Genomic DNA, 22,502 nt, shown 5'->3' on the forward strand with positions numbered 1-22,502 from the left:
TATTGGGATATAAAACTCCTCAAGAAGTATTTTTAGAAGAAGTTAGGCAGTTAGTGGATTTACAAACTGTTCAATTTGATATTGCAATTTAAAAACCTTTTTCGATTTTAGCTGATAATATTATAAAAAAATGCACCGCTATCACGTATTTTGTCTATGACAAAACAATATTATCATACTATATTAATAGTATAACATAGCAAATATTTTAAGTAAACAGAAAAGTCAGTATATATTTTATGCACTTGTTATTAGCTGTGAAGTGCACTTAGGAAATAGGTATTAACTCAGCAAGTAAGGGAAAGGGCAGACGTGCTTTTCCCTTATATCCCTTCCATGGAGCTGTTCCCTTCTTGCACTAGCTGTATTAAGTAATTACCGTATTCACTTTTACATAATGGTTTTGCCAACCGTAAAACCTGTTCGGCATCGATGTAGCCCATGCGATAGGCAATTTCTTCTAAACAGGCAATTTTTAAACCTTGCCGTACCTGTACGGTTTGCACAAAATTGGCCGCCTGCAATAAAGACGCATGTGTTCCTGTGTCAAGCCATGCATAACCGCGCCGCATTTTTTCTACCCTTAGCTCATGGTTTTGCAGATAAATTTTGTTGACATCAGTTATTTCCAGTTCCCCGCGCTGGGAAGGTTTTATCATTTTCGCTATATCAACAATATTATTGTCATAAAAATAGAGCCCCGTAACAGCGTAATTTGACTTCGGGTTTGATGGTTTTTCCTCTAAGTTGACAGCATGTCCCGCATTATCAAACTCGACAACACCGTATCGTTGCGGATTACTTACATAATAAGCAAAAACAGTCGCCCCGGTATCATACGTTACAGCTCTTTGCAGTAATGCGGCAAAATCGGCACCGTAAAATATGTTGTCACCTAGCACGAGTGCACACCCGTCGTTGCTGATAAAATCTTCACCGATAATGAAAGCCTGTGCAAGACCATCAGGGTTTGGCTGTATAGCAAAAGAAAGATTTAGTCCCCATTGGCTTCCATCACCTAGTACTGACTGGAAGAGAGCATTGTCCTGTGGTGTCGTTATGATGAGGATGTCCCTTATTCCCGCTAGCATTAGTGTACTTAGTGGATAGTAAATCATTAGTTTATCATAAACTGGCATCAACTGCTTGCTGATGACAGTAGTCAGTGGATACAGGCGTGTTCCTGAACCACCGGCTAAAACAATTCCTTTTTTCAAAAAAGCACCTCCAAAAAATCTTTTGTGCAAATGATAAAATTGTGAATGTTTAAGTAGTAAATACTTATTCTTTTATTATGTAAAAAATATTTATTAATAAAACCGCCTTTCGTAGGCGGTTTTATTTTGTCTGCTTGGATGTTTCTCTATAGTTATTATGCCAAACATTTGTAATGCTAATTGGTTGAAACAGTTCCCCTGTGTATGGGAATTAATAGTACTACGAAAGAGTCTTTCGACGCTGGGGTACGAATACATGTATTAAATTAGCAAAAGTTAAACTAATTTTAGGTTGGAATTGCTGGAGGAGAGCTATTAGTTCCAATGTAACATGATTATTTGTTTTTCTTTACTTGCTATTCGCACTTATTGTTTATCATTATACGAAAAATTTAATAATGTTTCAATACATTTTAGAAATACTTCATCTTTAGCCAGTATAGGAAATTCTGCAATAATAAAAGAATAATCTTTTTTGTATTTAATGTTTTTTAGATGGAAAATCTTTTCAGAAGTGGGGGGGATATGCTATGTGCGTTATTTTTAGTATGTAATTATAAAAAACAAAATGGCAGAACCAAAACAGAAAATTCTATTTTGGTTCTGCCACTATTAGACAAAACTTTTAAACGCCAAACTGATGTTTTTATTAGCTATCAGCAGGTGGTGGACCAGCATGTGCTGGAGCTGCCGTAGGACCAAAATGCGACGCTGGAGCGTTATCATCTGCAGGTGGTGGACCGGCATGTGCAGGAGCTTCAGCCGGAGGGCCGAAATGCGATGCTGCATTGTTGTCATCAGCAGGTGGTGGACCGGCATGTGCTGGAGCTGCCGGAGGGCCAAAATGTGACGCTGGAGCACTATCATCAGCTGGTGGTGGACCTGCATGTGCAGGAGCTTCAGCAGACGGTGGACCGAAATGCGATGCTTCAGCAGCTTGTGCTGCACCGCTTCCTAAGATACTTACAGCAAACAAACCAGAACATACTAGCGACAAAATTTTCTTTTGCTTCATGTCAACCTCACCCTTTACTTCGGTTAGTTACAAAATATAATACATAAAATAATTTATATACTATATTCTGTATAGAATACAACGTAAAGAACCAATAATCCTCAGCTATCTTTTCCTACAGTGAAAGTATATTGCTGCATTTATAGCAACCTTTACAATACTTTTACTATATTTTTTACTTGTAGTACTATATTACTCTTTATTGCTGAAAAAGTAATATATATTACTTAATTGTGTTATATTTATAAAGGACTTTGAGAACAAATGGCTGGATAAAAGAATGCAAAACGTACTTTATGGTACGATATATTTTGAATAGGATAGATAATTGCTGACTACGCACAGTTATGGTTGGCAATTTTTATTTAATTTGAGAAGGCTATTGCTATCCCTTAGTTTCTATGATATATTATAATATCTTTAGCAATTGTGAGAGTGCATAAACGTGGCACTTAGGATATTCAGTATTTTGATATGAAGAATGGATTACAATGAATGATATTTATTTAGTACAAAAAAAATGTTACGGAACAGCACCGTATTCCTTCAGCACCTATATTTATGATACAAAAGGCCTCGGCGAAAAACTTCACACGACAGCCCATTATCATGGTGGATGGGAATTTGTTATGCCCACAGAAGGGAATATAGAGGTTCAAATCTGTGCTAAATGTCACACGATAACCCCACATCAAGGTGCTTTTATAAGACCACAGACAATGCATGCAGTGCGCAATGCCAGTCGTGACTGCAGGCTAAAAGCAATTGTCTTTGATGATGACTTTCTCTGCATTGACCGTGTTTCACCATTACAGACGCAATGCAGAGATGCTTTCTTGAATAGTACCGCAAAAATACCGTGTTTTTTAGTCAATGATTCCTCTATAGAAAAAGATATACTGGCATGCATCCACAAGATCATGGATTTGTGTGGTAATATTAACTCTGGTACGGGACTGAAAATCAGGGCAAATATATTATTGCTTATTTCGGAAATTATCACGAAATATTCACCGCAGGAAAGTTATATTATCAAACATAAAAGAAACATACAGATCATAAAAAAAGCACTGCGCTATATTCATGAAAATTACCAGCATAAAATAAGCCTTGATGAAATTTGTCAGTATGTCAGCATGTCTAAATGCTATTTCTGCCGTTTTTTTAAAAAAGAAATGCATATAACCATTGTCGAATATATTCAACGGTATAGGATTAAAATGGCATCTAACCTGTTGAAAAAGAATCATGGAAAGGTATTGGAAGTAGCCATTGATTGTGGATTTAACAATATTTCCCATTTTAATAATGTCTTTAAGCAAATAATGGCATGCTCACCTTCGGAATACCGGAGACGGTATTTGTAACTGCACAACGATATATTGTTTTTGCGGTATTAAAGAAATGATAGATTTTTGTCTGCAATAGTATGTGCATAAATCTGGTTTTAAAGGTTTTTTATGGAAAAAGTAGAATATAATAATGAGTTTACCAAAGTTAAAGTCAATATATTATAAGGAGCATGTGCATTGAACTATATAAAAATCTTCATCACTTTATTTGCTGTACTTTGCAGCGGCATCTTCAGCGGAACAGTGTCCGCGCAGTTTAAGCAGACTATACTATTTGTACCGCACGACAACAGGCCTATTTCCTTTGGACAGACTGTTGATAATATTAAAGCGTTAGGTTATAACGTAATAACTCCGCCGCAGGAACTTATCGGTAATCGTGATGACCTCGGCCATCCGGAAGCCTTGCAAAAATGGGTCGCCGAAAATGCCGGAAGGGCAGACATTGCTGTTTTATCTGCTGATTCCTTGGTTTATGGCAGCCTTGTTGCTTCACGCAAGCACGATATCCCTGCTGACGTTTTACAGCAAAGAGCTGTAGCGGCTTTTGCTGATTTACATAAAAAATATCCATATTTACCAGTTTACGTGTTTGGTTCAATCATGCGTACACCACAGACAAATGCTGCTTCATCTGAAGAACCAGACTATTATCGTGTATATGGTACCATGATTGCCAGATATACAGCCTTACTCGATAAACAGGAAAAAGACGGTCTTACCGGCAAAGAAAAAAGAGAACTGGCAAATCTTAAAAAATCTATACCAGAATCATCACTCAATGACTGGATGGCTCGCCGTGCCGGTAATTTTGAAGTAAACAAGTATCTTATCAGCTTAGCAAAGGATAAAAGCATAGCTTATCTTGTTCTTGGCTGTGATGATAATGCCCCATATTCACAAACAGATAAAGAACGCCGTGAACTCGACCAATTCGCCGGGGACTTGAACGGCACGACTTATCAGTCTGTTGCTGGACTGGATGAGCTGGGAATGGTACTCCTGACACGCACTGTCAATGAAATGGAAGGCGATATTCCTTTTGTAAATGTACATTATGCAGAAGGTAAGGGAGCAGATACGATTCCTGCTTATTCCAATGAAAAGATAAAGGATTCCGTCAAGACGCATATTAAGATGGCGGGTGGTCTGCAGGTAAATACCGATAAAAGGGCAAACTTTGTTCTTTTACTTAACACTGATAAAGATGGTGTTACTTATGCGGCAAATGATCTTACCAACACAACTGCGCCGCGGGCTAATACCGCATCCTTTGTCGATATGGTAGGAAAATATTTAAAAGAAGGTAAAAATGTAGGTATAGCCGATATTGATTTTGGTAACGGCTCAGACAATGCCCTTATGAACCTTCTTTGGCAGAAAGATTATCTGGCAAAATTAAAAGCCTATGCAGGTTGGAATACGCCTACCAATAGCAGTGGTTATGCTATTAGCATGGGTATGCTTTCCTCTTATACTGACCAGAATGGAACAATAAAAATGCTTATGCCGCGTTATCTTGATGAATGGTTGTATCAGGCCAATATCCGTCAACAGGTAGCTAATAAGCTGGATAGTTTCAAAGGTGAAGGCGACTATAACGATACCAAAACACGTACTGCGCAGGCGCAAGATTATGCAACAACGCTTATGCGGCAGGATGTTATGAAATATGGTTTGGATAAATTCCCAGATGAAATGGCTCTTGATAAATTGGAAGTCCGGTTCCCTTGGCACCGTCTATTTGAGGCTGATGTCGTAATACCGGCAGCTGATGCAACGACGGTGACAACGACAGCTTCTGGCAAATGATGATTAGGGATTGCTAGGGAGTAGAAATTGTGGAACATATTTATCTATAAAATAACTTGATAATAAATTTGAAAAAAAGTCAATATTATAATATTGACTTTTTTTCAAATGAGCGGTTTTAAATTAATAATGAAAGATTTTAGGCATTATATTGGCAATAATACTGTAATGAGATATAATAAACTGTGGCTATGATATAATGGTTGTTATATAAAAAAATTAGTGAGTAAACTTTATGAAGTGTGAAAAAATAAAAACTAATAAATTAGATAATACAGTATCGTATACAATGCCTCTTTTATTATTATGTGTAGATTATTTAGCAATATTATCGGCACAAAAAGTAGCAATATATTTACGGCAAGAGATGGGATTCTTATCTGTGCATTATTTTATGTCGAATATTCCGAATCTGTATTTTTATTTTTTAGTACCAGTAGTATTTATTGCCTTCCTTTATAATTCACACATATATGTGAATAGGATGCCTTTTTGGGAAGTAATCCAAAAAATATTTTATGCAGTTATATTGAGTATGCTTGTCTGTATAACAATGATGTATTTTGGGCATATTGCAGGTGGAGTGTCACGTCTTTATGTTGCGCTATCCGGGATAACATCGTTTGCTTTTTTATGCATATTTCGCTATATAGTGAAAAAAGCATTATTTAGATTTAACATGCTCTTAGAACCTGTCTTAATAATAGGTGCAGGTAAAACTGCTGAACTTGTAGTGCGGCAGTTTAGTAATGATACTGGTTTTGGTGCAAAAATAATCGGCTTTATTGATGATGCGCCTATATCAAATGAACTTCCCAGACAATACCCTGTTCTGGGAAATTTTTCTGAGTCTGAAACAATAATAAAGGAAACAGGAGTCAAAACAGTAATTATTGCTGCTCCTGGTTTGGGAAAATATAAATTACTAGAACTTGTTAATAAAATACAACCTTTAGTAAAAGATTTGTCATTTGTACCAGACTTAATTGGCGTTCCAGTTGGTAACATGGAGCTACAAAAGCTCTATGATGCAAAGATGATAATGCTCAGAGTCAGAAATAATATGTTGCGTTGGTATAATAAAGTCTTAAAAAGATGTTTTGATTTGATAGTATCAATGATATTTTTGCCTATAATTATTATTGTCAGTATAATTATAGGAATTTGTATTTATATAGAATCTCCGGGACCAATATTTTTTATTCATTATCGCGTTGGACAACAAGGAAAAAATTTTCCATGTTACAAATTTCGGACAATGGTAGAAAATGCTCAGGAAGTATTAAATGAAGCATTGAAAAAAGATACAGTATTGCAAAAGGAATGGAATGTGGCTTTTAAATTAAAAAACGATCCTAGAATAACAAAAGTAGGCGGATTTTTACGCAGAACCAGTCTAGATGAATTACCACAAATAATAAATGTTTTTCTGGGACAAATGAGCTTAGTAGGGCCACGACCGATAATAACGAAAGAAACAGAGAGATATGGAGAATATATAGATGACTATTATCTCGTACCACCTGGGATAACTGGTCTTTGGCAGGTAAGTGGTCGTAGTGATACGACTTATACCGAGCGTGTGGAAATGGACACATGGTATGTACGTAATTGGTCTGTTTGGATAGATATAGTTTTACTGTATAAAACTATATTTGTGGTATTAAACAGGAAAGGTGCTTATTAGGTTTTATGGAGAGAAACTATGATTATTTGATAGTTGGTAGCGGATTATTTGGGGCAGTCTTTGCCTATGAAGCAACAAAAAATAATAAAAAGTGTCTGGTTATTGATAAAAGAAGTCATATAGGAGGTAATGTATATTCAGAAAATAAAGATGGAATTAATATACATAGGTATGGGGCACATATTTTTCATACTGATGATAAAGAAATATGGGATTATATAAATCAATTTGCTGAGTTTAATAATTATATAAATAGTCCGATAGCAAATTACAAAGGAGAACTATATAATCTTCCTTTTAATATGAATACTTTTAATAGAATGTGGGGAATTACGACACCTGCACAAGCTACTAAAAAGATAATGCAGCAACGAGGAAATGTTTGTGATAGTCCACAAAATTTAGAGGAACAAGCAATAAGATTGGTTGGAGTAGATATTTATGAAAAACTGATTAAAGGTTATACTGAAAAACAGTGGGGACGAAAATGTAGTGAATTACCCGCGTTTATTATTAAGCGATTACCTATTCGATATACATACAATAATAATTATTATGGGGATCGTTATCAAGGAATACCAATCAATGGATATACTGCTATCATAAATAAAATGATTGCAAATTGTGATGTGAGATTAAATATTAACTTTACTGAATCAAGAGAGTGTCTACTAAATGTGGCTTCCAAGATTGTCTATACAGGCCCTATTGATGAATATTTTGATTATAAATTTGGACCATTGGAATATAGAAGTTTAAAATTTGAAACAGAAAAAATTAATGTTGAAAATTATCAGGGAGTAGCTGTAATGAATTTTACTGCTTTGGATGTTCCTTACACACGTATTATAGAACACAAACATTTTGAGTTTGGAAAACAGCCAATTACCTATATTACTAAAGAATATCCTCTTAACTGGAAATTAGGCAGAGAAGCATATTATCCAATTAATGATGAAAATAATCAAAAGCTCTATGAAAAATACTTCAAATTGGGGGAAAAGGAAAGAAATGTTATATTTGGTGGTAGACTGGCTGAATATAAATATTATAATATGGATGAAGTAATAAAAAATGCGTTAAGCGCTATTAAAAGAGAGTTAGAGTGATGGATATAAGGATACTTGTTGCCTTGCATAAACCTTATTGGGTAGAGGATGATAAAGCTTATTTGCCAATAAATGTTGGGAAAAAGGGTAACCCATATATGGGTTTTATTGGTGATGATACAGGCGATAATATTTCAGAAAAGAATCCAAACTACTGTGAATTAACTGCATTGTATTGGGCTTGGAAAAACGTAAAAGCGGATTATATTGGATTGGTTCATTATCGCAGATATTTTACTAATAAAGATAGTGGAAGTGAAGACGAAAAGAAAAGATATGTTTTGAAATATGAAGATTGGTTAAAGATATTGGATAAATATGATATAATTGTTCCTAAAAGGAGAAAATACTATATTGAAACAAATTATTCACACTATATACATGCGCATAATAAAAATGACTTAGATATGACTAGAATTATTATAGAAGAGTTATATCCTGAGTATATGAAGAGCTTTGAAAAAGTAATGAATTGTACATCAGCTCACATGTTTAATATGTTTGTGATGAAGAAAGATAAGTTTGATTTGTATTGTAAATGGCTTTTTTCGATTCTCTTTGAATTAGAAAAAAGAATTGATATTTCAAAATATGACAAGACAGAGGCTCGTGTGTTTGGTTATATAAGTGAATTATTATTGGATGTATGGTTATATAAATGGAATTTTTTATATAAAGAAGTAAATGTTACTTTTATGGAAAAGCAACATTGGTTAAAAAAAGGTTTTTGTTTTTTGAAAAGAAAATTTTTGTAATGAGGTTGTAGCTTTGAAGAATGAATGTCTGTGGAAAAGTTTATATAAATATAGGTTTTTATTAAAAGAGCTAATAAGTCGAGATTTAAAGATTAAATATCGTCGTTCTTTTTTAGGATATCTTTGGAGCCTGATGAATCCATTGCTAATGATGTGGGTTCTGACATTGGTTTTTTCTTATATATTTAGATTTGATATACCTAATTACCCATTATATTTAATAATTGGACAAACTATTTTTGGTTTTTTTAGTGAATCCACTACTGTAGCGATGATGTCTATTATAGATAACGCACCTCTTTTAAAAAAAGTATATGTTCCCCAATTTATTTTTCCTTTATCTCGAGTGTTATCTAGTTTTGTGACAATGATATTTAGTTTAATTGCTATTCTCATAGTTATGTTAATAACTGATGTTCCATTTAAATTAACCCTTTTGGCATTACCATTACCATTATTGTTTACATTATTATTTTCAGTAGGTGTTGGGATGTTGATCTCTGCTGTTACGGTTTATTTGCGGGATGTGATGCATTTATATTCAATAGTGTTAACTGCATGGTCGTTTCTTACTCCAATATTTTATCCAATATCAATAGTTCCAGCAAATATTCGTTGGGTGCTTCAGTATAATCCTTTATATTATTTTATAGATTATTTTCGTCAAATTGTTCTTTATAACACATTACCAAATGTACAAACGACAGTATTTTGTTTTGAATTGAGTATAGCTGCTATAGTTATCGGCGCAATCGTATTTAATAAATTGCAGAAAAATTTTTTATTATACACATGATAGGTGAACTATATATGACAGGAAATATTATAGAAATAGAAAACTTGACAATGCGTTTCAATTTAGCGCAAGAACAATTTTCAGGATTGAAAGATTTAATAATAATGGCTAGCAAGGGAAAATTGAAGTTCAATGAATTTTATGCATTAAAGAATGTAATGCTTAAAATTAAAAAAGGTGAAGCATGGGGAATTATTGGTAGAAATGGATCTGGGAAAAGTACATTGCTTAAATTAATATCAGGAATATATACACCAACAAGTGGAGCTATAAAGGTTAAAGGAACTATTGCTCCATTGATAGAGTTAGGCGCTGGCTTTGACCCTGAGCTTACTGCAAGAGAGAACATATTTTTAAATGGGGCTGTTTTAGGATATAGTCATAGGTTTATGCAGGACCATTTTGATAAAATAGTCAATTTTTCAGAGCTGGAACAGTTTATAGATGTGCCTATTAAAAATTTTTCATCAGGAATGGTTGCTAGATTAGGATTTTCGATAGCAACTATGGTAAAAGCGGACATATTAATTATTGATGAGATACTTGCAGTCGGTGATGCAAATTTTCAAGAGAAATGCTATAAACGTATGTGTAATATGATGGAAAATGGGACAACAGTACTGTTTGTCTCACACAATGTAAAAGATGTTGAAAAAATTTGTAAGAAAGTTTTATGGCTTGAGCACGGACAAATAAAAATGGTAGGAAATTCAAATGAAGTATGTCAATCTTATCAAAATGAGATGAAAGAATAGGGTAGGGAAATAATGGCAAACGAAAAAGAGAAAGATATAAAAATATTTGTATCACAAAGGATTGATTTGGAAAGTGAGATTATAGACAATCCACTATATTATCCTGTACGGTGTGGAGCTGTTTATGATAGACGAGAAAATGTATCAATTCCTGGAGATGATACAGGTGATAATATTTCCCAAAAAAGGGAGAGCTTTTGCGAGCTTACAGTACAATATTGGGCATGGAAAAATATAAAAGCAGACTATTATGGATTGTGCCATTATAGGAGGTATTTATCGTTTTCTCGTAAAAAATATGATACTTCTTCAGATGAAAGTAACAATGGTTGTGTTTCAGAGGAATATTTTTCATCAAAGTTTGTTGATAAGTATGATTTAAATATTGATAACATGAGAGAAATAATATCCAAATATGATGTTATAGCTTGTACTTCTATTAAGGCCGAATGTAGTAATTATGAAGCAATGTGTAACGCTCCCGAATATCATAATATAGATGATATGAAAACAACGATAGAAATTATCAATAAATTTTATCCAGAAATGAAAAATGTCGTTAAAGAATACATGGATAGCAATAAAGTGCGATTATATAACTGTTTTATAATGCGAAAAGAAATTTTTCAGGAATACAGTAAGTGGCTGTTTAGTATTCTTTTCGAATTAGAAAAAAATATAAATATGGATTTATATGGTATACAAAAGTTTAGAACGCCAGGGACAATAGGAGAACGACTCTTTGGGATATATTGTTTATACTTATCAAAGAAAAAAAATATAAAAATTAAAGAATCTCAGTTAGTATTTATTAAACATCCAGAAAAACAGATAGAATTAGAACCAACATGGGGTGAAAATCAAGTTACAATTGTATCTAATTTTAATAACAAATATGTTAATGTCTTTTCGGTCATGATGTTATCAGTATTAGAATATATTGATGAGAATAGAAATTATGAGTTCATTGTATTATCAGAGGACATAACGAAGGAAAATAAAAAAAGATTAGTAAATATGTTAAAAAATTATCTAAATGTAACTATTCGATTTTTTAATCCGTTTAAAATATTAAATGATGTTGATTTGTTTATCAATAATACAGCATATTCTAAGGACTTATATGTCAGAATCGTAATTCCGTATGTCTTGAAAAATTATAAGAAAATACTAGTAATTGATTCTGATATAATTTGTAAAACTAATTTAGCCAATTTATATGATGAAGATTTAAAAAACTTTTCTTTGGGTGCCGTAAAAGATGTAGTATTTATGGGATATTTAAATGGTGGAGTTTGTGGTACTAAAAAATATTGTGAGTCATATTTAAAATTACAAAACCCATATAATTATTGCAATACAGGAATATTAGTGATGGATTGCAACAAAATTAGAAATAAATATTCACTAAAATATTTGTTGGATCATATTAATTCTCATCAGTATAGAATTTTTGAGCAAGATGAATTAAATGTATTATTTGATGGCGATATTTTATTTTTAGATTTTTCATGGAATATGCCGACTTATACAAATCCAACTATTGCAAAATGTGTAAAAATGGCTCCATTATTCTATTTTCATAAATATGAAGAGGCACGCAAAAATCCTAAGATTATACATTATGCTTCTCATCCTAAACCTTGGTGGTGCTCTGAATCTGATTATGGTTTTGAGTTTTGGGTAGTAGCTAGAAAATCTCCTTTTTATGAAACTTTGTTAGCCAGTGTGGCTTGGTTTCAAACCAATATGTTTTTTGTGAATGGGAAATTACAAGAAAGTTTTCCGCGAAGATTGGCAAATGTATTTTTACCAAAGGGTTCTGGTAGAAGAGAATTTGCTAAAAAATTTTTAAATAAAGATACAATGTTATGGAGAGTTTTAAAAAAAATATATTACATAAAAAATAAAGTATGAATTTATATGGAAGTTTTATAAGGTTACTAACATTATTGTAATCATCAGTTATAATGATATTGGAATTGTCAATGCTTTTATAGAAATTAGCACATAAAAAGATTGAAAACTTACCTGTACTTAGAAAAATAAAAAATTAATGATAAAGAATATTTTGTTATCAAAAGTTAAAATAGAGGTAATATTTTGTACCTCAATTTTTATTGTAGTTTCGTATACGTATAATTCATTGGAATTAATTGTTAGTATCAAATATTTTAAAACAAAGTTGCAAGTTTCAAAAATCTCTTGAAATTAGTTTTTACAGATAAAATTACCATGAAAAGTAAAGTGTACGTATCATAAAGATTGATTGAGGGTAAAAATAGAATGGTTGCATATCAAATCATTCTACTAGGGAATATATTATATGAAAGATATAAAAATTTTTGTTTCTAATAGGATTAATATAAATAGTGTGCAAATAAATAATCCATTATACATATTTGTACGCTGTGGAGCTGTGTTTGATACATGTAAAAAGATAAAAATGCAGGGAGATAATACAGGAGATAATATATCTGAGCGCCGTAATAGCTTTTGTGAATTTACTGTTCAATATTGGGCATGGAAAAATGTAGATGCAGATTATTATGGACTTTGTCATTATAGGCGTTTTTTAACATTTGTAAATAAAAAATATAAGGCTGATGTACATGGACATATAATAGAGTATTTTTTGAATAAATCATCTATGGAAAAATATGGTTTAATAAATAAACAAAATATGCAAAAAATTATAGAGGATAACGATATTATAGTTAATAAAGCAGTAAATGTGTTAAATATTCCAACACCTCAAGGTAAACAAAAAACAGTATATGGACATTGGATGGGGCATGACGGCCTTTTTTTAGATAAGAGGGTTTTACCATTATTATTACAACAAATTAATGATAAATTTCCACAGTATATGGATTCAGCCCAGCAATATTTAAGGGGTGAATGGCATCGTGGATATAATTGTTATGTCATGAAAAAAGAATTTTTTAATGAAATGTGCAACTTTCAATTTACGATATTGTTTGATTTGGAAAATCAATTAAAAAATACAGAGTATGTAAAAAAATATGAGCGCACATTAGGCTATTTGGGTGAGATTATGTATGGTATCTATGTTCAGTATCTGTATGGTCAAAATAAATATAAAATATATGAAACCCAATTGGTTTATTTTGAAGAAACTGAGGAACCCAAAAATGTTTTTCAAAAATATTTCAAAGAAGCATTGTTTATATTGAAATTCAAGTGTGAAAATATAGGATTTTATGTATTACCAAAGGCATCAAAACGTAGAAACTTTATAAAAAAAATATATTTTAAGTTAATAGGTAGATAGAAAGGATGAACAATAGATGAAAGTAGTAATATTGGCAGGTGGATTTGGAACAAGAATAAGTGAAGAATCGCAGTTTAAGCCGAAACCTATGATAGAAATAGGAGGCATGCCGATAATTTGGCATATAATGAAAACATATTCATACTATGGATATAATGAATTTATAATTTGCGCAGGCTATAAGCAGCATATTATAAAAGAATATTTTGCGAACTATTATTCGTACAATTGTGATATAACATTTGATTTTAAAAATGATAATAAAATGATAATACACAATAATTGCTCCGAACCGTGGAAGGTAACTGTAGTGGATACAGGATTAAATACAATGACTGGTGGGCGAGTAAAGCGTATTGAACCATACGTGCATAATAATACATTTATGCTTACTTATGGTGATGGGGTTTGTAATGTTCCAATAGATAAATTAGTTGAGTTCCATAAAAAACATGGGAAAATATGTACCCTGACTGCAGTAAAACCAGAGGGACGTTTTGGTATGCTGGATATTGTGGACGACAGTATAAAATCTTTTCGTGAAAAAAGTAAAAATGATGTTGGTTATATAAATGGTGGATACATGGTATTAGAACCAGAAATTTTCAAATATATAAGAGACGATACAACGACTTTTGAACGTGAACCGCTTGAAACGATTGCTGAATCAGGAGAACTAATAGCATATAAACATGAAGATTTTTGGCAATGTATGGATACTATGCGTGATAAAGAAAAATTGGAAGAAATGTGGCGAAGAGGAAAAGCGCCATGGAAAGTTTGGTGTAAATAATGCATGATTTAAGTTTTTATAAAAATAAAAAAGTATTTATAACAGGGCATACCGGATTTAAGGGAAGCTGGCTTTGTAGAATATTGCTTACTGCGGGGGCAGAAATTACAGGATATAGTTTAGGAGTACCAACAGAGCCTAATCTTTATGAATTAGCAGGAATTGATAAAAATATTAATAGTGTAATAGGTGATATAAGCGATATAAAAAAATTGGAGAATGCCTTTATTCAGGCAAAACCAGAAATAGTGTTTCATTTGGCAGCTCAACCATTGGTTAGAGAAAGTTATAAAGAACCGGCATATACTTATGAGACTAATGTTATGGGAACGGTCAATATATTGGAATGCCTTCGTAAGAGTGAAACTGTAAAATCATTCTTAAATATAACAACTGATAAAGTATATAAAAATAATGAATGGGTATGGGGATATAGAGAAAATGAACCTTTGGATGGTTTTGATCCTTATTCAAATTCCAAAAGTTGTTCAGAACTTATAACCCATAGTTATAAACAAAGCTTCTTTTTGAATAGAGGAATATCAATATCAACAGCACGAGCTGGTAATGTTATTGGTGGGGGAGATTTTTCCGATGACAGAATAATTCCTGATTGTATTAGAGCTGCTAAAAAGAATATAGATATAATAGTAAGAAATCCAAATTCTACTAGACCATATCAGCATGTCTTAGAACCTTTGTTTGCGTACTTACTGATAGCGGAAGAACAGTATAAGAATATACAAATGGCCGATTGGTATAATGTAGGTCCGGATGAATGTGATTGTGTGACAACAGGAAATCTGGCAGATCTATTCTGTAAAAAATGGGGAAAGATGAAATGGACTAGCATAGCAAATAAAGGACCGCATGAAGCCAATTTTTTAAAATTAGACTGTTCTAAAATAAAACAAAAACTAGAATGGAAGCCTTCGTGGCATATTGAAGAAGCAATACAAAAAACGATTGAGTGGACTAAAGTTTATTTTGATAAGGGGAATATTGAACAAGAAATAGACAGAGAAATAGAGGCTTTTAGGAAGGAATAAAAAAATGAAAAGAGCAATAGTAAGTGGGGCAAATGGTTTTATAGGCAGTGCAGTAGTAAAATATCTTATTTCGCAGGGAATAGAGGTAATAGCACTGCATCGTAAAAATAATTGTGATAATATTCCAGAAAGTTCCTTAATAAAAAAGATGGTAATGGATTTAGAAAAAATAGAAGACATACAAAAAGAAATTCCCTTTGGTAAATATGATATATTTTATCATTTTGCATGGAAAGGCAGCGCAGGAGAGGCAAGGTCTGATACTAAATTACAACTACAAAACGCACAATGGACTGTTGAAGCCCTTCGAGTAGCACATAAATTAGGGTGTAAACGGTTTATATGCGCAGGTAGTATTATGGAATACGAAGCAATGGCAGCATGTTATACACAGGGGAACCGTCCTGGATTAGGATATATTTATGGTGGGGGGAAAGTTGTTGCTCACATTATGTGTATGAGTGTAGCTGCAAAGCTTGGTATAGAATTGATCTGGCCGGAAATAACAAACGCATATGGTGTCGGAGAAATAAGTCCTAGAATGGTAAATACGACAATTCGTAAATGTATAAAAAATGAAATACCGCAATTTACAGCTGGTACACAAAATTATGATTTTGTGTACATAGCTGATGTAGCGCGGGCTTTTTATCTTATTGGGAAAAATGGAAAACCATTCCATGAATATTTAATTGGTAGTTCAACAGCACGGCCATTGAAAGAATTTTTATTGGAAATGAAAAAAACTATAGCCCAAGATTTAGAGTTCGTATTTGGAAATGTTCCGTTTACTGGCACAAATTTGCCTATAGAAAAATTTGATTGTACTAAGACAGAACAAGATACTGGGTTCAAGGCAGAAGTAAGTTTTGCAGAAGGAATAAAACGAACAATGAAATGGTTGAAGGAAATGGAGAATTAAATATGATACAAAAATTTGAGTTTAAACGTACAGAAATAGATGGACTTATAGAAATAACCCCTTTTAATGCAGATGATATAAGGGGTTGTTTTACCAAAGACTATTCTAAAGAAATTTTTGAACAAAATGGCATAAAGCATGATTTGCAAGAGGTTTTTTATACAACTTCCTACAAGGGAGTAATAAGGGCATTACATTTTCAAAGAGAAAAGCAACAACCCAAATTGGTACGTTGCATATATGGTCATGTATATGATGTTGTAGTGGATTTGAGAAAAAATAGTCCAACCTTTAAAAAATATCTAGGATTTGACCTTATAGGAGAAAAACATAACGAAATATTAGTCCCTGCTGGATGTGCACATGGTTATCTGGTATTGGAACAGTCAATAGTTTCTTATAAATGTTCGGAAAAATCTTATGGAGAATATGATGATGGAATTCTTTGGGATGATAAAGATATCAATGTAAGATGGCCTATAGAGAAAGTCGGAGGTAAAGGGAAAATAATATTGGCTGAAAAAGATAAAAACCTGCAAAGTTTTGAAGAATTTATTGAAAATTACGGAGGTTTTTAAATTGGATTGCCTCATAATTGGATGCGGAATAACCGGAGCCGTTATAGCAAGAAATTTGGCAGAAAAAGGTAATTATGTAACTATATGGGACAGGCGTAACCATATCGGTGGTAATATGTATGATTATGTTGATGAACATAATATTTTAGTACATAAATATGGACCGCATACGTTTCATACGAAAAAAAAAGAATTGTATAGTTATATCAGTGAATATGCTGAATGGCAGCCCTATAAATTAAAATGCATGGCTAAAATGAATGGCAAATTTACACCTACACCATTTAATTTTCAGACAATAGATGACTTTTATACACAAGAAGAAGCCCAAGAATTAAAGTATGTAATAAGAAAAGAATTTTCAAATACAACTAATGCTAATGTATTAGAAGTTTTGAATCATAAGAACAAAAAAATTAGAGAATATGGTAAGTTTTTATTTGAAAATGATTATAGTCTTTATACAGCAAAACAATGGGGAATTGATCCAGATAAGGTTGATCCCAGTATTTTAGGGCGTGTTCCTTTACGGTTTTCATATGGAATAGGGTATTTTGATGATAAATACCAAGTAATGCCAAAAAAATCTTACACATGTTTTTTTAAAAAGCTACTTAATCATAAAAACATAATTATTGAGTTAGAAACAGAAGCATTGGAACATCTGTCAATAGACGAGCAGAAACAAGTTGTTTTACTAGATGGTAAGGTTTCTACTGTACCAATTGTATATACTGGGGCTTTAGATGAACTTTTTAAAATAGATCAAGGGGCGTTACCCTATCGTTCGTTGGAGTTTGAATGGAAATATGAAGAGATAGATAGTAAACAACCTGCACCAGTAGTCGCATATCCACAAGAGAAAAATTTTACTAGAATAACTGAATATAAAAAATTACCAATGCAAGATGTAAAAGGTACAACATATGCAGTCGAGTATCCGAAAAAATATATATATGGGAATATTAATGAACCGTATTATCCAGTTTTAACAAAGGAAAGTAAGGCGCTATATTTAAAATATAAAAATAGGGCAGATAAAATAAGTAACTTGTTTTATTGTGGTAGGTTGGCAGATTTTAAATATTATAATATGGATCAAGCTTTAGAACGTGCTCTGGAAATGTGCAAAAATATTACGGTGTGAGGGAAGAAAATGGAAAGCTGGAAAGAACGAGAACAGCGCGAAGGTGTTGATTGGAATCTGTATTATGGATTCAATAAAGCTATTGCGAAGATGATTAGTGATGAATGTACATCTGTATTGGATTTAGGGGCAGGTGGAATGTTGCTCAAAAAATTTCTAAAAACTTCTATGCAATATTTCCCAGTAGATTATGTAACTAGATGTAAAGAAACGATAGTATGTGATTTTTTAAAAAATGAGTTCCCGCAAAAAAAAGCAGATGCTGTCATTGTTAGTGGAAGTTTGGAATATATAAAAGATGTAGAATGGTTTTTGCAACAAGCTACCTTTTATGCGCAAAGGGAGATTATTATAAGATATGCTGATACAGATAATTTTCCTGATATAAATTTTCGCAGAAGCAAATATTGGATAAGTGATATAAGTTTTCGTGATCTTATAAAAATGGTTCAAGGAAAAGGGTTTATTTTAACTGAATATAATACGATAAATAAAACGCAGCCTTTGTTAAAGTTTGAAAAACAAACTTCCAATAATTTATGTAACTATGCATTGTGTACAGGGTGCAGCTGCTGTGCAAATATTTGTCCTGTAAATGCAATAAAAATGAAAACAGATAATGATGGCTTTTTGAAACCGGTACTTTCAGAAGAACAATGTACTCATTGTAATATATGTGTAAAAAAATGTCCATCATTGAATGTTAAAAATGATAATAGTAAGGAACCTTTGAGTTATGCATGTATGGCGAATGATGCAATTAGGGAAAAAAGTTCGAGTGGAGGAGCATTTACTTTACTAGCTGAAAAAATATTAGATGAGCATGGTGTTGTTTTTGGAGCAGTGTGGAGAGAAGATTTTAGCGTACACCATATTGGAATAAATAATATTAAACAACTGTCTTTGCTTCATAAATCAAAATATTTACAAAGTGATACAGAGTATACTTATCAAGATGTTAAAAAATTATTAGATAATAATATTCCGGTATTATATACAGGATGCCCCTGTCAAATTGCAGGACTGAAAAGCTATTTAGGAAAATCAAATAAATTATTGCTCACAGTGGATATGTTATGTAGTCATGTTCCTTCTCCTAAGATATTTAGAAGATATTTAGACGAAAATTATGGATTAAATAATGTAAAGTCATTTACATTTAGAGACAAAAGTAATGGTTGGAATCCCACTTTGCAAAAAATTGAATTAAATGATGGTCGAGTAATATTTAAAGATTGGAACGAAGATTATTTGCAAAAAGGATTTCATCCATGTCTATTTATGAATGATACATGTAATAAATGTTTTTGGTGTACATTACCCCGTGAAGGTGATATTACTATTGGCGATTTTTGGGGTATAGATCAATATAATAATTTGCTTAATGATGGACGGGGAACGAGTGCTGTTTTAATAAATACAGAAAAAGGACAAAAATTTTTTGAAAAAATAAAAAAAGATTTAATAAAATGTGTGCAAACACCTATTAATATTTATCCACCGGGGCAGTTGTCAGGAGGAAAATGCAAACATCCAGAACAAGGAAGGTTTTTAGATTTATTAGAGAAATATAGTTTTAATAAATCAGTTAAGTATGCGTTGGAAAGATATTATGATATATGTCTTGTATCTTTGTGGAGTAATAAAAATTATGGCGCAGCTATAACATATTTTTCATTATACAAGGTGTTGACTGAGTTGGGCTACGAAGTATTATTACTTGAAAGACCTTACGATGCATTGTGGAAACCTTCTAGCAACATTGGAACTTTTGAAAAGTCCCCATATCCATCATATGCTGTTATGGCACCAACTTTATGTAAAGCTGATATGCGAGGATGGGCTGAAAATTGCGAAACAGTAATGATTGGTTCAGATCAACTATTTAATAGCTATTTATATCACCAATTTGGTGAAATTGTGACTTTGGATTGGGTACCATCTAATAAAAGAAAAATTGCATATGCCGCCTCATGGGGATCAAATAAAATATATGGTTCAGAAAAAGAACGCATCCAAATGACACATTTTATGCAAAAATTTGATGCGTTTTCTGTGAGAGAAAAAAGTGCTATAGATTTAGTTCAAAAAGAATACAATATTAAAGTTGATAATGTTTTAGATCCAGTATTTCTTTGTGATATTAAATATATAAATGGTTTGGCAAATAAAGCGGAAAACAAAATAGGTCATAAAAAATATTTATATGCTTACATACTCGATCCTAATGATAAAAAAGCAAATTTCTTACACAAATGCAAAGGCAATTTTAATACGGATATTGTAGTTACTTCTGATGGAGAATATTCACCTGAAAAGATAGGTTCTCTTTGGAATGAGAAAACGGAAGTAAATGTTTCAGAAGAATTGTGGTTGGCGTATATAAAAAATTGTAAATTTGTGATAACTGATTCCTTTCACGGAATGTGCATGGCAATTATTTTCAAAAAAAATTTTATAGCAATTTGTAATAATGGGCGAGGGGCGGCACGGTTTGAATCGATCTTATCTATATTAGGATTAATGGATAGATTGGTGTATGATCTGGACAATATCGATAAAAAGACAATGTTATATAAACCGATTGATTATAGTGCCGTATATGAAATATTAAACCGAGAAAAGGAACGTAGTTTTATTTGGCTTAAAAATGCGTTAAAAAAGCCTGTTGATTCAAGACAAATTAGCGATTATGATATATTGCAGGAAGAAAATTATCTTTTATCAAAGCAAATTAAAGAATTAGACCAGTTTGCTAGGAACTTGGAATATAGGACACAGACTTTAGAGAAAAATACTAGTATTTTAAATCAAAATATGCAAGAATTTGTAAATCAGTTAGTATTTATGGAAAATCTTAGTGGAATGGGATTGCTTCGCAAATTAGAACCTATTTTGAAACCAATACGGACAATAAAACGAAGAATATTTAAATAGTTTAATTGTAAAATGAAATTGAATATACAAAGTGTAATCAGATACAAATTGCATGATATGTTATGTAGTTTGGAATGTGAAATTAAGTAAGATATAAGTAATAAAAAATGGTTTTGAAATTGTTTGCATAGATTAATCTATACTCGACCAGAAATTTACGACTGACGATATGAATGGCAAATCAAATAGTGGATTTTTCTTGCTTGTTTTTTATAGATTGTCACAAGTGTTAGCGGAAAAGAGAATAATCAGTAATTTTGCCATTCATGTCGTAAAAGTAATTACGACTCTATAGTGTTCAGAAGACGTAATTTATTTAATTCTACATATTGATAGGAATATTTCTATAGTAGGAGTATTATTTTATTTGTGACAAGATTGAAGAATGAAAAAGTAGGCTAAAATATCATAAAATCATTTGAATATTATATAGTAATGTCAGAATATAAAGAGGAGCAATTGGTCCTTAAATCAATTATACAAAATTAAAAATGCTTAATTCATTAAAAAATGCATCATTTTTTAGATTCCTATTAGTCGGTATTATAAATACTATTATTGGCACAACTCTTATGTTTATGTTTTATAAGATATTAGTATTGGGTTATTGGTTATCATCAGCCATTGCATATATTATAGCGGGATTGGTTAGCTATTTTTTAAATAAAAAATTCACTTTTAAAAGTGATACCAAAAATATTTCTGGTATCATTAAGTTTGTCATATTACTTTGTATCTGTTATTTTATTGCATATACTATTGCAAAAACATTTACTTTTTTTGTGCTTAGTAAGTCGGGCCTTTCTATACAGGATATTGAACAAATTGCAATGCTTGTGGGGATGGTATTTTACTCACTTTTAAATTACTTTGGGCAGAAAATATGGGTGTTTAATTAAATTTATACTTATAAATTGGAGAGGACTTATGTGTAATTTAGTTACAATATTGGTACCCTGTTATAATGAGGAGGCCGTACTGGGACAATTTTACAAAAGAACTACGCAGGTATTGTCTACATTAAAAGAACATTTTGAAATACTTTTTATAAATGATGGCAGTAATGACCATACTCTGAATATAATTAAAAATTTTCATAAGAATGATTCTAGGGTGTCTTATATTGATCTTTCACGCAATTTTGGAAAAGAGATTGCTATGTTGGCAGGAATTGATTTTTCGCATGGCGATCCCTGTGTGTTAGCATAGTTGTCAGTGATAGATGAAAGCTTTTGTGTTACTATAGAGAAGTATCACAGAAAGGAGCTCGACACCCATGCAGT

At 32.1% G+C, this 22,502-nt stretch carries 19 protein-coding genes; 17 read left to right on the forward strand and 2 right to left on the reverse strand.

The features are described 5' to 3' along the window. Positions 1–323: 323 nt before the first annotated feature. Together rfbA and EDC37_RS11485 are read right to left on the reverse strand one after the other, a co-directional pair. Positions 324–1,217, reverse strand: a complete 894-nt coding sequence (gene rfbA, locus EDC37_RS11480) for a glucose-1-phosphate thymidylyltransferase RfbA (RefSeq protein WP_132551483.1) — start codon at positions 1,215–1,217, stop codon at positions 324–326. Positions 1,218–1,866: 649 nt separating this feature from the next. After that, positions 1,867–2,232: a hypothetical protein gene (locus EDC37_RS11485; RefSeq protein ID WP_132551485.1), complete on the reverse strand. Its 366-nt coding sequence runs from the start codon at positions 2,230–2,232 to the stop codon at positions 1,867–1,869. A gap of 491 nt (positions 2,233–2,723) precedes the next feature. Here EDC37_RS11485 and EDC37_RS11490 point away from each other — a divergent pair, with 491 nt between their 5' ends. The 17 genes from EDC37_RS11490 (at position 2,724) to EDC37_RS11570 (ending at position 22,428) form a co-directional block, all read left to right on the forward strand. Further along, positions 2,724–3,599, forward strand: a complete 876-nt coding sequence (locus EDC37_RS11490) for an AraC family transcriptional regulator (RefSeq protein ID WP_132551487.1) — start codon at positions 2,724–2,726, stop codon at positions 3,597–3,599. Positions 3,600–3,761: 162 nt separating this feature from the next. Then, positions 3,762–5,396 (forward strand): DUF4127 family protein, encoded by a 1,635-nt coding sequence (locus EDC37_RS11495; protein WP_132551489.1) that lies wholly within the window; start codon positions 3,762–3,764, stop codon positions 5,394–5,396. 235 nt (positions 5,397–5,631) lie between these two features. Further along, complete coding sequence (gene wbaP, locus EDC37_RS11500; RefSeq protein WP_231039938.1) at positions 5,632–7,083, forward strand: undecaprenyl-phosphate galactose phosphotransferase WbaP; 1,452 nt, start codon at positions 5,632–5,634, stop codon at positions 7,081–7,083. A gap of 5 nt (positions 7,084–7,088) precedes the next feature. Then, on the forward strand, positions 7,089–8,192 hold the full coding sequence (glf, locus tag EDC37_RS11505) for a UDP-galactopyranose mutase (protein ID WP_132551491.1): 1,104 nt from the start codon (positions 7,089–7,091) through the stop codon (positions 8,190–8,192). Continuing rightward, positions 8,192–8,947 (forward strand): DUF4422 domain-containing protein, encoded by a 756-nt coding sequence (locus tag EDC37_RS11510; protein WP_132551493.1) that lies wholly within the window; start codon positions 8,192–8,194, stop codon positions 8,945–8,947. The genes glf (EDC37_RS11505) and EDC37_RS11510 overlap by 1 nt, the downstream gene beginning before the upstream one ends. 13 nt (positions 8,948–8,960) lie before the next feature. Next, entirely contained in the window at positions 8,961–9,743 is a 783-nt protein-coding gene (locus EDC37_RS11515; protein ID WP_196589721.1) for an ABC transporter permease, read from the forward strand. Positions 9,744–9,757: 14 nt separating this feature from the next. Continuing rightward, a complete protein-coding gene (locus EDC37_RS11520) occupies positions 9,758–10,498 on the forward strand; it encodes an ABC transporter ATP-binding protein (RefSeq protein ID WP_132551495.1) in 741 nt (246 codons plus the stop codon). A gap of 12 nt (positions 10,499–10,510) precedes the next feature. Beyond that, entirely contained in the window at positions 10,511–12,415 is a 1,905-nt protein-coding gene (locus EDC37_RS11525; RefSeq protein WP_132551497.1) for a DUF4422 domain-containing protein, read from the forward strand. 409 nt (positions 12,416–12,824) lie between these two features. Continuing rightward, positions 12,825–13,793 (forward strand): DUF4422 domain-containing protein, encoded by a 969-nt coding sequence (locus tag EDC37_RS11530; RefSeq protein ID WP_132551499.1) that lies wholly within the window; start codon positions 12,825–12,827, stop codon positions 13,791–13,793. 16 nt (positions 13,794–13,809) lie between these two features. Then, complete coding sequence (gene rfbF / locus EDC37_RS11535; protein ID WP_132551501.1) at positions 13,810–14,586, forward strand: glucose-1-phosphate cytidylyltransferase; 777 nt, start codon at positions 13,810–13,812, stop codon at positions 14,584–14,586. Continuing rightward, entirely contained in the window at positions 14,586–15,635 is a 1,050-nt protein-coding gene (gene rfbG / locus EDC37_RS11540; RefSeq protein ID WP_165874515.1) for a CDP-glucose 4,6-dehydratase, read from the forward strand. The genes rfbF and rfbG overlap by 1 nt, the downstream gene beginning before the upstream one ends. A 4-nt stretch (positions 15,636–15,639) precedes the next feature. Beyond that, positions 15,640–16,557, forward strand: coding sequence for an NAD-dependent epimerase/dehydratase family protein (locus tag EDC37_RS11545; RefSeq protein WP_132551505.1), 918 nt, complete (start codon positions 15,640–15,642; stop codon positions 16,555–16,557). 2 nt (positions 16,558–16,559) lie between these two features. Next, positions 16,560–17,135: a dTDP-4-dehydrorhamnose 3,5-epimerase gene (gene rfbC, locus EDC37_RS11550; RefSeq protein WP_132551507.1), complete on the forward strand. Its 576-nt coding sequence runs from the start codon at positions 16,560–16,562 to the stop codon at positions 17,133–17,135. A 1-nt stretch (position 17,136) separates the two neighbouring features. After that, on the forward strand, positions 17,137–18,282 hold the full coding sequence (gene glf / locus EDC37_RS11555) for a UDP-galactopyranose mutase (RefSeq protein WP_132551519.1): 1,146 nt from the start codon (positions 17,137–17,139) through the stop codon (positions 18,280–18,282). Positions 18,283–18,291: 9 nt separating this feature from the next. After that, on the forward strand, positions 18,292–21,219 hold the full coding sequence (locus EDC37_RS11560) for a polysaccharide pyruvyl transferase family protein (RefSeq protein ID WP_132551509.1): 2,928 nt from the start codon (positions 18,292–18,294) through the stop codon (positions 21,217–21,219). A gap of 491 nt (positions 21,220–21,710) precedes the next feature. Further along, positions 21,711–22,118 (forward strand): GtrA family protein, encoded by a 408-nt coding sequence (locus tag EDC37_RS12710; protein WP_132551511.1) that lies wholly within the window; start codon positions 21,711–21,713, stop codon positions 22,116–22,118. 28 nt (positions 22,119–22,146) lie between these two features. Then, on the forward strand, positions 22,147–22,428 hold the full coding sequence (locus EDC37_RS11570; protein WP_132551513.1) for a glycosyltransferase: 282 nt from the start codon (positions 22,147–22,149) through the stop codon (positions 22,426–22,428). Positions 22,429–22,502: the final 74 nt, after the last annotated feature.

It is taken from the genome of Pectinatus cerevisiiphilus, from assembly GCF_004341685.1.
Lineage (GTDB): Bacteria > Bacillota > Negativicutes > Selenomonadales > Selenomonadaceae > Pectinatus > Pectinatus cerevisiiphilus.

Bases quoted from the DNA above. Each gene is read 5' to 3' on its own strand.
- EDC37_RS11525 (WP_132551497.1), top strand. From the start codon at position 10,511: ATGGCAAACGAAAAAGAGAAAGATATAAAAATATTTGTATCACAAAGG.
- EDC37_RS11510 (WP_132551493.1), top strand. From the start codon at position 8,192: ATGGATATAAGGATACTTGTTGCCTTGCATAAACCTTATTGGGTAGAG.
- rfbF (WP_132551501.1), top strand. From the start codon at position 13,810: ATGAAAGTAGTAATATTGGCAGGTGGATTTGGAACAAGAATAAGTGAA.
- EDC37_RS11485 (WP_132551485.1), bottom strand. From the start codon at position 2,232: ATGAAGCAAAAGAAAATTTTGTCGCTAGTATGTTCTGGTTTGTTTGCT.
- EDC37_RS12710 (WP_132551511.1), top strand. From the start codon at position 21,711: ATGCTTAATTCATTAAAAAATGCATCATTTTTTAGATTCCTATTAGTC.
- rfbG (WP_165874515.1), top strand. From the start codon at position 14,586: ATGCATGATTTAAGTTTTTATAAAAATAAAAAAGTATTTATAACAGGG.
- EDC37_RS11570 (WP_132551513.1), top strand. From the start codon at position 22,147: ATGTGTAATTTAGTTACAATATTGGTACCCTGTTATAATGAGGAGGCC.
- EDC37_RS11520 (WP_132551495.1), top strand. From the start codon at position 9,758: ATGACAGGAAATATTATAGAAATAGAAAACTTGACAATGCGTTTCAAT.
- EDC37_RS11490 (WP_132551487.1), top strand. From the start codon at position 2,724: ATGAATGATATTTATTTAGTACAAAAAAAATGTTACGGAACAGCACCG.
- rfbC (WP_132551507.1), top strand. From the start codon at position 16,560: ATGATACAAAAATTTGAGTTTAAACGTACAGAAATAGATGGACTTATA.
- glf (WP_132551491.1), top strand. From the start codon at position 7,089: ATGGAGAGAAACTATGATTATTTGATAGTTGGTAGCGGATTATTTGGG.
- EDC37_RS11545 (WP_132551505.1), top strand. From the start codon at position 15,640: ATGAAAAGAGCAATAGTAAGTGGGGCAAATGGTTTTATAGGCAGTGCA.
- EDC37_RS11560 (WP_132551509.1), top strand. From the start codon at position 18,292: ATGGAAAGCTGGAAAGAACGAGAACAGCGCGAAGGTGTTGATTGGAAT.
- EDC37_RS11530 (WP_132551499.1), top strand. From the start codon at position 12,825: ATGAAAGATATAAAAATTTTTGTTTCTAATAGGATTAATATAAATAGT.
- wbaP (WP_231039938.1), top strand. From the start codon at position 5,632: ATGAAGTGTGAAAAAATAAAAACTAATAAATTAGATAATACAGTATCG.